The sequence below is a fragment of the Coleofasciculus sp. FACHB-1120 genome, assembly GCF_014698845.1.
Classification (GTDB): Bacteria; Cyanobacteriota; Cyanobacteriia; order Cyanobacteriales; family FACHB-T130; genus FACHB-T130.
This window is the reverse complement of the sequence record NZ_JACJTV010000021.1, coordinates 58,891-70,791: the sequence shown is the minus strand read 5'-3', so window position 1 is coordinate 70,791 and position 11,901 is coordinate 58,891. Positions and strand designations below refer to the sequence as shown.

The following is an 11,901-nucleotide window of genomic DNA, read 5'->3' as shown; positions in this document are numbered from 1 at the left end:
ACCAATCGCACCCATGTGATTATCTAACTTCTGGGAAAATCACAATATTTTCCTGACCAATCAAGACAGTCGTTGTCGGAGGGTATCGTTAAACTCCTCTTTAGTAGCTTGTTTTCAGCAAACCGATCCTCTTTAGCATTCGCTTACATCTTGCACTTGGCGGTTGAAACCCCAGGTTGAGTGCAAGATGTAAGATTACCCAAAAATACAGGTGTGTTGAGAAGTCCTAGCTGCAATGGCATCGATCGGATTTTGGTTGAGAATTAGCCGCCACACAGGGAAGCTAATTCTCAGCAGTCATTTATTTGGTGTGTCGTGCCTTCTCAAAACCTGGGGTGCCGTGCAACTTTGGTTCAGCAGGCGGAGGTGTTGGTTCTGGCCCTAACGGTTGCGGATTCTCCACATACTCAAACTCGCCTTTGCCGTCCATTGATTTGCCCTTCGCCCAACGTCCTTCGGCGCTTTCAGTACCGTCAGAGTGATTCCAGAACTGATAGGCATACTCGCGCTTCTCCAATTCCAGCGGGAAGGAACTCGGAACCGGAGTGTCGTCCAGTCCAGAGTCTACAATATCCTCAATCGCTGCCAACCACTGGTTTTGGTGCATGGTGTCGCGGGCGATCATGAAACTCAAAGTATCTTTCACGCCTGGGTCATCTGACATTTCATACATTCGCACCGCCTGCAAGCGACCTTGCGACTCAGCGTGGAGATTAGAGCGGAAATCTGCTAACAAATTACCGCTGGCGACGATAAAGCGACCGTTCCAAGGGTAGCCAACGCTGTCAGATGGCGTCGCACCCAAACCGGAAACAATAGCGTGTTGCGGGTTCATTGCCGCTGCCATAATCTCATGCCGCACGTTAGAACCGCCCATAACCGCACCGACTAGCCGATCTGCGGCACCTTCCTCTTGGACTTTTAGAGGCGCTTTGTCCAGCAGATGGGCGATCATTGTGGCAAGCATCTCAACGTGACCGATTTCTTCAGTACCGATGTCCAGCAGCATATCTCGGTACTTAGCAGGACCCCGACAGTTCCATCCCTGAAATAGGTACTGCATCATTACAGTCATCTCGCCAAAGGTGCCGCCGATGAGTTCCTGAATCTTCATGGCGTAGACCGGATCGGGGTTTTGTGGCGGAGTGAAATACTGAAGTTGCTTTTTATGGTAAAACATTCAAAAACTCCGAATTCTTTTTACTATCAGGACAACAAAAAATGGTAAAAATTGATGTTTAGCTATTCGCTAATTCTCGAAATTTCGATTGTGAAATTTAGGCTCTCTACTCTTCTAGGAAACTATTTAAATCCGGGTCTTGCCTCTTCCTGTAGAAGGACAGTTTTAAGTTTATTTTGGCTGATTTATTCTTGATTTCTGTGTCTATTTAGTGACGAATTACCAATTATTATGCCTCAAGTTTATTCTTAGCAATTTGTGTTAATAAAAAACCCGTCTTCTTGATGAAGACGGGTTTTTTATGGGCAGGATTTCAGTATTTTTGCTTAATTCATGTTAGATTAAGCTTCGTCGCGCCCGTGAACTTGGGCGGGTGGAGAGGTTGCCTCAACTGCCGTGAAAGATTCCAGAATTTTGTAGGTGTGGGATGCACCTTTCGGTACAGTCCAAGAATTGCCTGGTTCTAGCAAAATTACTTGACCTTCCAGATGCAACTCAGCGCGACCGTTGATGACATAACCAACCGTCTCATATTCCCGTGCAGTTGGTTCTTTTGGTTCGTTGGGTTGTTCGTTTTCCCAAAGACGCATCGAGATGGTTTTGCCTGCTGCGAGATACTTTTGACCCATTTCGCCTTTGGGGGAATTGGTAGAATCTACTTTCATCACAGTTGTATCTGTCATATTTGCTTCTTCCTTGTTCAGATATGTTGTTTAAATGCTCTTAGCGGAGCAAGATTGGATTCCCATCAATGGGGACTCGAAATAGACTGTAGGGCTTTTCTCTTAAATCTCTGCCGCCATGAAAATTCGGTTGGCGATGCAGTTGATTGGCAGTGAAATAGAGATAGCCGTCTGATGCCACAGAAAGCGTATCGGGCCACAAAACACGAGGATCGTGAACGAGCGTTTCATACATTCCATCCGGTAGGCGGCGAAGAATGGAATTGTGTTCGTAGTTCGTCAGGTAAACGCGGTTTTCAGCATCTGATTCCAGTCCATCTGAGGCACCACTTTTATCACCGAGATCCACCACAGTTGCTGCTACTTGCGACTCTGATAATTGCTCGTTTGCTAAAGCATCAACGCTGACACTGTATAAACGGCGACCTGCCAGAGGGCAGTAAAATAAGCGATCGCCATCAGCACTAATCGCAATCCCGTCTGCACCTACTTTGAGATAGCTAGGGGGTTGATTAGGCGATCGCATCATCAACGGTTGTCCTTCGACGCTGGGCAAAAAATTTGGTTCGGCTTTGGTGGAGGGGTGATTGTTCAGCCGTCGCCAGCTTTTACCAGAAGCGAGGTCTACAACAATAATTGCATTTGGCCCAGAACTAGAAGAATCGGTGATGAATGCCATTCCAGCTTTGCCACGCCGCAAGTCAAATCTGACATCGTTTAAGTAAGTCGTTGGCAGCGCTACATCCTGGGGAAAGAGAATTGTTTTGATAATCCGATTTTGCTTTAAGTCAACCCCAATTAACTTTGGCCCCCCGTAGGAAGTGGGGGCAAATTGGGGACTTCCGGTGTCTAAAATCCACAGGCGGTTTTGCGGATCGACAACGACACTTTGAACCGAAATCAACGATTCAGCTGGGTTGTTAGGATTTGGGCGGTTAATGTCGGCATTGGGATAAGCCACCGCCGTCCCGTTTTTTAACTCAGCAACGGTAAATTCTACATTGTCTCCCCAGCGAGGGAAGTTCACAAAAATTCGACCGTCTTGAGACACAGTGACGCCAGTAGGCATTGGCCCATTAAAGGAGGCAACTGATTCAATGTTGCCAACTGTTTTCTCAATGGGTTTCTCAGCCGGTTTCGGTGTGGGTAGCGCCCGAACGGGCGATGCAAAAGAAATTGTAGCCACCAGGCTCAAAAGAATTGGAAGCGATCGCCAGCCCACATTTCCCACTATTCTCTCCAGATACTTCACGGTGTCAGCACTACTGACTGAATGCTTCGTCTAACACTCTTGCAACGCCTGCGTCCAGCCGTGACGCGCTAGCAGACTGCTGATGCACCCTCTTATATTAGATGGCATTCATGGTTTCAATTTACTGACGAGACGCAATCCATTGACATCTCGACCAGAGAACTAACAAAACACCTATTTCTGCCCAAAAGATTGACTTTCAGTAGTAAGAATCTCGCCGGCTTCTAACTCTTGTTGGAAACGCTGGCGATTTTCTTCTGCCTCTTGTTCGAGTTGTTCAACCAAGTGATAAACTTCTGCAAGCAAATTATTAATCTTGACGGTGTTTTCACCCTGATTAGAGCGGTCAATTTCCATAGTTTGACCTTATGGTTTTAGTACAACTTTGATGCAGTTGTCTTTTTTATTTTTGAAAATTTCGTAACCGTGTTTTGCCTCTTCTAAAGGCAAGCGGTGAGTGATTACGAAAGATGGATCGATATCACCATTTTGGATATGTTCCAATAACGGTTTCAAGTATCTGTGAACGTGCGTTTGTCCCATTTTGAACGTCAAACCTTTGTTAAAAGCTGCGCCCATTGGAATTTTGTCAAGGAAGCCCCCATAAACACCCGCAAGTGATACATGACCGCCTTTGCTACAAGCGACAATGACTTGCCGCAGGGCGGTGGGACGGTCGGTTTCCATTCGCACGGCTTGCTTGACTTTGTCGTAGAAAGCATCCGGCCCGGTGCCGTGTGCTTCCATCCCGACGGCATCCAGACAAGAATCTGGCCCACGTCCGCCAGTCATTTCTTTGAGTGCTTCGCCGACATCGAGTTCTTCATAGTTGAGAATTTCTGCCCCGCATTGTTCTTTAGCCATTTGTAGGCGTTCGGGAATGCGGTCGATGGCAATAACGCGATGGGCACCCAGCATGAAGGCACTTTTGATTGCGAACTGTCCGACAGGCCCGCAGCCCCAAACGGCTACGATATCGCCCGGTTTGATGTTACAGTTTTCGGCTGCCATGTAGCCGGTCGGGAAAATATCCGTTAGGAACAGTACCTGATCGTCTGTCAATCCATCGGGAATTTTAAACAAACCAACATCGGCAAAAGGTACTCGCGCATACTCCGCTTGACCTCCAGCATAGCCGCCGAACAAGTGGGAGTAGCCGAAAAGTCCCGATGGCGAATGACCGTACATTTGTTCAGCCATCCAGCCGTTCGGGTTGGAGTTATCGCACAGCGACCACAGATCGCGGTTGCAGAATAGGCAGTTACCGCAGGCGATGGTGAAAGGGACAACGACGCGATCGCCTATTTTTACATTCTTGACGGCGCTGCCAAGTTCAACCACCTCCCCCATAAATTCATGACCGAGGATATCGCCCGCTTGCATGGTCGGGATGAAACCATCGTAAATATGCAAATCGGAGCCGCAAATCGCTGTTGACGTAATTTTGACGATGGCATCGCGCGGGTTAAGAATTTTTGGATCGGGTACATTATCTACCCGCACATCGTTGTTTCCATGCCAACAAACAGCTTTCATTAAACTTTTCTCCTTAAGTCATTTGTCATTATTTATGGGTTATTTGTGATTCATTATTAGTCATCATCAACCACTAACAACTATTTATTAATGACTAATAACTACACATACGCCCTATGTAAATCTTTCTCTTTGCGAGTTCTCCTGGTTAAGGAGGTTAGGAGGAGCGAAATGTCAAGCAAATATTATCCGTTGTTCCACTATCCCCCCTCGTTAAGGGGGGACAATTTGCACGCTGGATTACAGATTATTTTGAGTAAGATGGGCTGCTCAGGTTATTCGCCGCGTCGTTGAAACCTTCCTGCGTTCCTTGAACTGTCTTACCAACTACATCATCAGCTTTATCTTGAATCTGATTGAAAAACTTTTTGGTACTTGGAGGCGTCGGCTCGTCAAGATTCAGCTTTTCCTTGACATTTTCAGCAGCATCCCCAATTTTATCCAATAAACTACTGCCTGTATCTTCAGTCTGGTCTTTTAGCGTTTCAGTCCTAGCATTGATTGAACCATTAGACCCTGGCACTTGGTAAGCGTTGGTTTCTGGTGTCAATGTCGTGTTATTCGCAAGGGCTTGTAGAGGAGTCCCGTAACCGAAAGCTTGCATCACCAAAAATGCAGCACTTACCAGAAACGCAGTAGCAATCTGGCGCAGACGAATACTTTGTAGAAAAGAAATTACTTGATTCATGAAAAGACTCCAGTTTATTATTTGATGATTCGTAAGCGGTTAATCTTTCTTCCCAATTACTGACTTCAAGGTTTCAGCACAACTTTGATACACTTATCTTCTTTGTGCTTAAACATTTCGTAGCCATTCTTGGCTTCTGCTAGGGGTAACTGATGGGTGACAACGAAGGATGGATCGAGTTCGCCATTCAAAACCTTATCCAGCAACATCTGCATATATTTCTGCCCGTGCATTTGCCCCATCCTAAAGGTCAAGCCTTTGTTGAAAGCAGCACCAAAAGGCAGTTTGTCTACAAAGCCGCCATAAACGCCCATGATTGAGAGCGTGCCACCTTTGCGACAAGCGACCATCATTTGCCGTAGGACGTGGGGACGGTCTGTTTCCAGCCGGACTGCCTGCTTCGCTTTGTCGTAGACTCCTTCAACCCCCATGCCGTGAGCTTCTAATCCCACTGCGTCAATGCAGCAATCGGGACCCCGACCGCCGGTCATTTCTTTTAGCGCTTCACCAGCATCAACTTCTTCGTAGTTAATTGTTTCCGCTTTTGCGTGTTCCCTTGCCATTTGGAGACGTTCGGGAAAACGGTCGATGCCGATGACTCTCTCAGCACCCAGCATATAGGCGCTAATCATGGCGAATTGTCCGACAGCGCCGCAACCCCAGACGGCGACAGTATCTCCTGGCTGAATGTCGCATAACTCCGCGCCCATAAAGCCCGTAGGAATGGCATCGGAGATAAACAATAATTTCTCGTCGGGAATTTCTGCGGGAACCTTGACGACACCCACATCCGCGAAGGGAACGCGCACATATTCAGCTTGAGCGCCTGCATAACCGCCGAATAAGTGAGAGTAGCCGTAAATTGCTGAAGTGACGTTACCGAAGAGCTTTTCTTCCATCCAAGCGTTCGGGTTGGAATTGTCGCACAGCGACCACATATCGTGGTTGCAATAGTGGCAGTGACCGCATCCGATCGTGGAAGGAACGACAACGCGATCGCCCGGTTTCAAATTGGTTACTTTGCTTCCAACTTCGACGATTTCTCCCATGAACTCGTGACCGATAATGTCACCCGGCTGCATCGTCGGAATGTAGCCATCATAAATGTGCAAATCAGAGCCACAAATTGCCGTCGAAGTAATTTTGAGAATGGCGTCGCGCGGATTGAGAATTTTGGGATCGGGTACGGTTTCGACCCGCACATCGGTGGCACCGTACCAACATACTGCTTTCATTGATGTTGTATTATCCTTTTATTAATTACCCCGCCCTTGTGTATTCGTAGGACGGGGTTTCTCACATCCCTGTCTCAGGTAATGCAGTCAGTCACTTAGTTTCTCAACCCGGATTCAGCGAAAAGCCGAATTATCTAGGTGCCCGATTCTTAGTCTTGGCGATTCCCTGTTCATTTTTGTCTTGAACAATACTTGGATCGCCCACGTCACCAGGTTGATCGTTGTCAAATCTTTGGCGGACAATCACATCAGCAGTTTCGGGAATATTTTCTCCCAGCTTTTTGATGTTCTTCAAGCCAGTATTGCCGATTCCATCTCTGTCCCCAACATGGTCTTCAGCCATGTCAATCGCTTTTTTAATCTGAGCGTTGCTGGTTTTATTAAAATCTAAGTTGTCAGCAACCAGGGTTTGAGCTTGTGCTTGGAACGATGTGCTGTAGCTAAAAGTTGGAATTACTAAAAATGCGATCGCTGCTAGAACGACACTAGCCAGACGCAAACAAATTTTTTGCAAACGATTAATTCCTTGATTCATTTCAATCTCCATTGTTTATTTTTGTTTGAGAAAAACCTATTATTCAGTTTTCTCTCTTCTTAACTAAGAATCCCACGAAATAAAATTCTTAACTTCTTCCAGAAGGTTGACCTTCGGTTGTCGCAATTTCACCTGCTTCCATAATCATTTTGAAACGGCGTAAATCATCGCCAACTTGCTGTTCTGGTTCTTCGCCAAAAAGTTTAGCGATCGCAGCCCCGACAGCACCTCCCGGTGGATTATATTCGATAACGACTTTTACTTCCGTACCCCGATTCGCAGGCGCAGGTGAAAAGCGTACAAACCCTGCATTCTCAACGTCTGCTCCTTCCGTTGAAGCCCAAGCGATTAACTCGTTTTCTTTCTCGTTAATAATATCTGCATCCCATTCCACACTTGCACCCATTGGCGCATTGGCAATCCAGTGCGATCGCCGCTCGTTCACGACAGTCACTGATTTCAGATGCTTCATGAAATTAGGCAAGTTTTCAAAGTTATGCCAAAAGCGATAAAGTTCATCCGCTGGTTTATTGATTGTGACAGTCTTTTCAACTTTGATGCTTTGGTTCATCCCTGCTTTTTCCTGTATGGTGTCTTGTATAGTGTCTTGGAGACCTTTTTCTGCGGTCGCCCCGTGATAAATCAGACCGCCACCCGCAATCGCCATTAACGCTCCCCGAAGAGATCGTTGCTTTAAACCCATCAGTACGAGTGCGCCGCCTCCCAGTAACGATCCCCAACGCTCCGTATCCGCAACATTGCTGGGTTCATTCTGACCGCTGGGAACGATATCTTTAGATGTCATTTTCTGTTTTCCTCAAACGGTAATTGATGATTTGCTGAATAATATTAATTTCCAACTCGCTTAACTAATCGTTTGGACTTGTTTGTGTTCTAGCCCTTCTCTGGCATGATCCAAACGCAGTTCTCCTTGGGGTTCAGCACGCAAAGATTCTGGTGTTTGCTCACCGATTGCTCCTTTCGCCACGGTGACACCACCATCCGCCAGCCACAATGCACCCGTAACGTAACTTGCTTCATCTGAAGCGATAAAGGCGTAGACGTTTGCCATTTCCTCTGGCGTACCGCGTCGAGCCATTGGAGTCGCATTAATTAGCATTTTCTCCATCTGACCATCCATTGGCCCGGTTTCTTTGTGCGTCCAAGCGGTATCAATGGCACCCGGACAGACACAGTTAGCGCGAACTCCGTATTGAGCTTGCTCAACCGCCACGCCTTTCATAAAGGAATGCATCCAGCCTTTGGTACCCCCGTAAGGGGTATTTCGCGCCAGTCCGTTAAAACCAGCCTCAGACCCAGCGGAGACAATGTTCCCGCGTGTTTTTTGGAGGTGCGGTAGAGCGTACTTGGTCATCAGGAAGGCGGAACGGATGTTCATCCGGATCGTCTGGTCAAAAACATCAATCGGATAGTCTTGAGTCTCCGCCGTTACCAAAAACACACCCGCATTATTCACCAAAATGTCCAGACGCCCGTAGTAGTCAATGGCGGCTTTAACACAAGCTTGAGCGTGGGATTCTTCCGAGATATCTCCCGCGTAAGCGATCGCTTCTGCACCATAGTGCTGAATTGCTTGTGCGACTTCATCCAGCGGATCGCTAGGGAGTCCATTCACAACGACTTTGGCACCTTCTTTGGCAAATTTATGCGCGATCGCTTCGCCGATTCCAGTCCCCGCACCCGTGATAATGGCAACTTTGCCTTCCAGTTTTCTACTCATGCTCATTCCGGACATCTCCTTGATAAACGTTTTGAGTGTTGAATTCGCGATTAGCAAATAAAGGAGTAAGGTGAGCGATGCCCACCTTACTTGGCACTCAAAACTTACATCTTGACGGAAACGCCAGTCGTCGGCTTCGCAGGCTTCACTTCTTGACCTGCCATCCGGGATTTATAGAATGCCGCCAAACACTGTTCGTACTTCGACAAATCCACTTCAATCGCGGTGAGAACGGCAGTAGTAACCGGATCGGTAAATTTCATCCGCAAGTTGTTAACATCGACAACGCCGGTTTGCAAATCGCCCATTGTGCGACGCAACAGATCGGTGTCATCACTGCCTTGCAGAGAAGCTTTAAATTTGGCGTATTTATCAGCCGCTTGCGCCGGAATCGAGGGTTTTTCTCCCAGAGCATTCAGCCGTTCTTCCAGCATTTGAATGTGATGCTGCTTATTTTTGATCATGTCTTGCAGAATCGAAGTCAATTCTGCATCTGTACTTTTCTCGGCATACTGCTCAAACGCTTCTTGCGAATAGCGTTCGCCTGTCAGCGCCGTATTCAAACCTTTGGCAATGTCGCCCTTGGTGGAACCGCCCCAAGCATCCGCCAGTTTCCACCATTCAGCCGTGATATCGCTTTCATTCGGTAAAGCGGCTTCTTTGCCACCGTAACCGAGACGGCTGAGAATTGCAGTGGTGAAAATTGCCAAATCACCCGGTTGACGCGAGGTAATCAGGTTGCCATCGACCACGACCGGCTCATCCACATAGTGGGCACCAGCATTGATGATGTCTGTGCGGATAGAGAAGAAGCCAGTCGCTTGCTTACCTCTAAGCAAATCGGCTTCAATCAGAACTTGTGGCCCGTGGCAAACGGCAGCCACCAATTTTCCATGCTCAAAGGCATCTTTTACAAAATTGACGGTGTTGGGGTTTGTCCGCATCACGTCGGGAGCCATGCCGCCGGGGATGATAACCGCATCGAAATCAAGAGCCACGGCTTCTGTAGTGGTGCCATCGGGTTTCTGGGACAATTTGCCTTGTTTACCCACATAGTTCTCGTTCATCCGAGAACCGAGGACAACGACCTCCATTCCCGCCATCTGTAAGGCTTTATACGGGACTTGAAATTCAGAATCTTCTACCCCATTTTCGATCAAGATGGCAACGCGCTTTTTGCTGCCGTTATTATTTTGCTGTGTCATGGAATCTCCTGTTTTATGAAAATTTTTAACTGGGAAAATTTTTGAGCGATCGCTAGAAAAAAGTAAAACTCATTTTGAATTAAGTTTTACTTTTAAGATGATGGCGAACTAGGAACTTCACTCAATAAAGTTCCGGCAAAAAATAGCTCTGCGTCATCGTCCGAAAAATTAGCGCGGACATCTGCAAACTCACCGGGTGTTACAGCTTTTTGCAGCACCGCGAACACCGCTCGAACATGAGTTGCAGCATCGCGAGGATCGATTCCCTCTTTTTCGCTGACGCGCTGGTAAAACTCTTGCAACGAGAAAAACTGACCGTTTTCGCCCTCTCGCCCGTGCAGACACTCTTTTAGTTCGGCTGGCAGTTGTGAAGCTAGGTCTTTTGCCTCGTCTCCAACGATGCGTTCTTTCAGTATTTCCAGCGTGGCACGAGTAGCACGTTCTGCTTCTTGACGGTGGCTCAGTTGGGCAACGCTTTGAACCTGTTTAATGAACTGGTCGTATTTCACTTTTGACCTCTTAAATCTTCTTGCCAATTTTCACGCTTCGCTTCCTTAATGACTCGTCGAAGCGCTGAATATTTCTAGCAAAAATCCGATTTCTTCCGATTTCTACTTCTGAAGTTCGCGCCGTAATTGCACCGTATTTGCACAGACACAAGATTTTTAATCTGCACGCTTTTTAATCATGCAAACCTGAGGATTCGTGGCGGCTTCAACCAAGAATCCTTTCAAAAATTTAAAGGGGATAAGTCTGAGATAGCTTTCGCGATCGCTATCTAGCAACCGCCCCCTGCGGAGAAATCCGCTTGGCAAGCAATTCTTTCGCTCGTTCGGCGCGTTGAGCCTCTTCTTCTTCTAGTTGCTGGAAGAACTCTACGAGTTCATCATCACCAGCTTCCTCAGCATCCTGAGTATAAATTTCGTAGGTACTAGCACCCTCTAGAGCATGGTATAGCACGCTAATCAGGTTGTAGTGTTCGTCTGCGGTTCCCGTGATGCGCTCATCATCATGGTCGTGATGGGTCATTTTTCCCTCCTTTTGCTTTCCCTAATAACTCAGTGATAGAGCCTAGGTCTTGACTTTAAGCCTATGTATTCCCTCTAGCGGTCTGCTTCGCTCCTAGGTGATATATATCTTTGCTGTTAATTCGCTCCAAAGTCATAGGTCTACTTACTACTAAATCGCTATGCTGAATTTTAATCACCGTAAATTTTTGCGGGGTGTGGACAAGTTTAAATTGCGAGTAGCAAGTCGTTATTTACTTCGATCAGCGCACCCCTTTTCCTCCTATTTGAGGATTTAGATATGAATCAGTTGACATATATTGCCTAGATAGTGAGATGAATTAAGGCGTGGTCGATGACTGAGCTACCCGATACAGAAGCTCAAGAGACCGCGAACCAAGATTGACTGCCCAGAACCCGGATTCAATGTGGAGGTACATCGCCGCCTTCGGGATGAAATCGGGCAATCGAATAATGCGACTAGCTCTGTATTGACTGTTAATATTGACTGGCGGGAATGTGGATGCCGCTTGGAGGCAGATGCAGTGGGTGATAAAGCGGTGGTTGGAACTGCTGCTACTGTGGAGCAGAACCTAACAGAATCAGAACCTAACAGAAGAGCTAGAAAAAGTTGTCCGATTGGAAATGGATGATCGCATATTTCTCAGGACAAACGAGATTTTAGAGCAACGCGATGACCGTCGTTAGAAATTAGACCCGATGGCTTCTGAGGATTATTGGTGCGTAGAGATTAATTTCTTCCAATTCCCTCAGCTAGAAACCCAATTAAAATAGCGCCAGATTCGGTATAAGGCATCACACCGAAGGCATAGGTCTTT

The 11,901-nt window shown here is 47.0% G+C and carries 14 protein-coding genes; 1 reads left to right on the top strand and 13 read right to left on the bottom strand.

From position 1 onward, the window contains the following. Positions 1–301: 301 nt before the first annotated feature. From H6H02_RS18170 to H6H02_RS18110, 13 genes are all read right to left on the bottom strand, one after another. On the bottom strand, positions 302–1,180 hold the full coding sequence (locus tag H6H02_RS18170; RefSeq protein ID WP_190820285.1) for a manganese catalase family protein: 879 nt from the start codon (positions 1,178–1,180) through the stop codon (positions 302–304). 341 nt (positions 1,181–1,521) lie between these two features. Then, positions 1,522–1,863 (bottom strand): cupin domain-containing protein, encoded by a 342-nt coding sequence (locus tag H6H02_RS18165; protein WP_190820283.1) that lies wholly within the window; start codon positions 1,861–1,863, stop codon positions 1,522–1,524. A 40-nt stretch (positions 1,864–1,903) separates the two neighbouring features. Next, positions 1,904–3,040 (bottom strand): L-dopachrome tautomerase-related protein, encoded by a 1,137-nt coding sequence (locus H6H02_RS18160; protein ID WP_347342629.1) that lies wholly within the window; start codon positions 3,038–3,040, stop codon positions 1,904–1,906. Between the two features lie 249 nt (positions 3,041–3,289). Further along, the gene (locus tag H6H02_RS18155; RefSeq protein WP_190820281.1) at positions 3,290–3,472 is read right to left on the bottom strand and encodes a hypothetical protein; all 183 of its coding nucleotides are present in this window, start codon (positions 3,470–3,472) and stop codon (positions 3,290–3,292) included. A gap of 9 nt (positions 3,473–3,481) precedes the next feature. After that, a complete protein-coding gene (locus H6H02_RS18150; RefSeq protein ID WP_190413072.1) occupies positions 3,482–4,651 on the bottom strand; it encodes a zinc-dependent alcohol dehydrogenase in 1,170 nt (389 codons plus the stop codon). Positions 4,652–4,898: 247 nt separating this feature from the next. After that, a complete protein-coding gene (locus H6H02_RS18145; RefSeq protein WP_190413071.1) occupies positions 4,899–5,339 on the bottom strand; it encodes a hypothetical protein in 441 nt (146 codons plus the stop codon). A 65-nt stretch (positions 5,340–5,404) separates the two neighbouring features. Next, positions 5,405–6,574, bottom strand: a complete 1,170-nt coding sequence (locus tag H6H02_RS18140) for a zinc-dependent alcohol dehydrogenase (RefSeq protein WP_190820279.1) — start codon at positions 6,572–6,574, stop codon at positions 5,405–5,407. A gap of 130 nt (positions 6,575–6,704) precedes the next feature. Further along, complete coding sequence (locus tag H6H02_RS18135) at positions 6,705–7,109, bottom strand: hypothetical protein (protein ID WP_190820277.1); 405 nt, start codon at positions 7,107–7,109, stop codon at positions 6,705–6,707. 88 nt (positions 7,110–7,197) lie between these two features. After that, a complete protein-coding gene (locus H6H02_RS18130) occupies positions 7,198–7,914 on the bottom strand; it encodes an SRPBCC family protein (RefSeq protein ID WP_190820275.1) in 717 nt (238 codons plus the stop codon). 60 nt (positions 7,915–7,974) lie between these two features. Further along, complete coding sequence (locus H6H02_RS18125; protein ID WP_190820273.1) at positions 7,975–8,850, bottom strand: SDR family oxidoreductase; 876 nt, start codon at positions 8,848–8,850, stop codon at positions 7,975–7,977. Positions 8,851–8,954: 104 nt separating this feature from the next. Further along, positions 8,955–10,055: a DJ-1/PfpI/YhbO family deglycase/protease gene (locus tag H6H02_RS18120; protein ID WP_190820271.1), complete on the bottom strand. Its 1,101-nt coding sequence runs from the start codon at positions 10,053–10,055 to the stop codon at positions 8,955–8,957. Between the two features lie 92 nt (positions 10,056–10,147). Beyond that, positions 10,148–10,564 carry a DUF2267 domain-containing protein gene (locus H6H02_RS18115; RefSeq protein WP_190820269.1) on the bottom strand — a complete coding sequence of 139 codons (417 nt, stop codon included), beginning with the start codon at positions 10,562–10,564 and terminating at the stop codon, positions 10,148–10,150. A 265-nt stretch (positions 10,565–10,829) separates the two neighbouring features. After that, a complete protein-coding gene (locus tag H6H02_RS18110; protein ID WP_190820267.1) occupies positions 10,830–11,084 on the bottom strand; it encodes a hypothetical protein in 255 nt (84 codons plus the stop codon). A 406-nt stretch (positions 11,085–11,490) separates the two neighbouring features. Between H6H02_RS18110 and H6H02_RS18105 the strand changes: the two genes are divergently transcribed. Further along, a complete protein-coding gene (locus tag H6H02_RS18105; RefSeq protein WP_190820327.1) occupies positions 11,491–11,715 on the top strand; it encodes a hypothetical protein in 225 nt (74 codons plus the stop codon). The last annotated feature ends 186 nt before the right edge of the window (positions 11,716–11,901 follow it).

Excerpts from the sequence above, each read along its gene's own strand:
- H6H02_RS18150 (WP_190413072.1), bottom strand. The coding sequence starts at position 4,651 with ATGAAAGCTGTTTGTTGGCATGGAAACAACGATGTGCGGGTAGATAAT.
- H6H02_RS18130 (WP_190820275.1), bottom strand. The coding sequence starts at position 7,914 with ATGACATCTAAAGATATCGTTCCCAGCGGTCAGAATGAACCCAGCAAT.
- H6H02_RS18135 (WP_190820277.1), bottom strand. The coding sequence starts at position 7,109 with ATGAATCAAGGAATTAATCGTTTGCAAAAAATTTGTTTGCGTCTGGCT.
- H6H02_RS18140 (WP_190820279.1), bottom strand. The coding sequence starts at position 6,574 with ATGAAAGCAGTATGTTGGTACGGTGCCACCGATGTGCGGGTCGAAACC.
- H6H02_RS18145 (WP_190413071.1), bottom strand. The coding sequence starts at position 5,339 with ATGAATCAAGTAATTTCTTTTCTACAAAGTATTCGTCTGCGCCAGATT.
- H6H02_RS18165 (WP_190820283.1), bottom strand. The coding sequence starts at position 1,863 with ATGACAGATACAACTGTGATGAAAGTAGATTCTACCAATTCCCCCAAA.
- H6H02_RS18120 (WP_190820271.1), bottom strand. The coding sequence starts at position 10,055 with ATGACACAGCAAAATAATAACGGCAGCAAAAAGCGCGTTGCCATCTTG.
- H6H02_RS18155 (WP_190820281.1), bottom strand. The coding sequence starts at position 3,472 with ATGGAAATTGACCGCTCTAATCAGGGTGAAAACACCGTCAAGATTAAT.
- H6H02_RS18110 (WP_190820267.1), bottom strand. The coding sequence starts at position 11,084 with ATGACCCATCACGACCATGATGATGAGCGCATCACGGGAACCGCAGAC.
- H6H02_RS18170 (WP_190820285.1), bottom strand. The coding sequence starts at position 1,180 with ATGTTTTACCATAAAAAGCAACTTCAGTATTTCACTCCGCCACAAAAC.
- H6H02_RS18125 (WP_190820273.1), bottom strand. The coding sequence starts at position 8,850 with ATGAGTAGAAAACTGGAAGGCAAAGTTGCCATTATCACGGGTGCGGGG.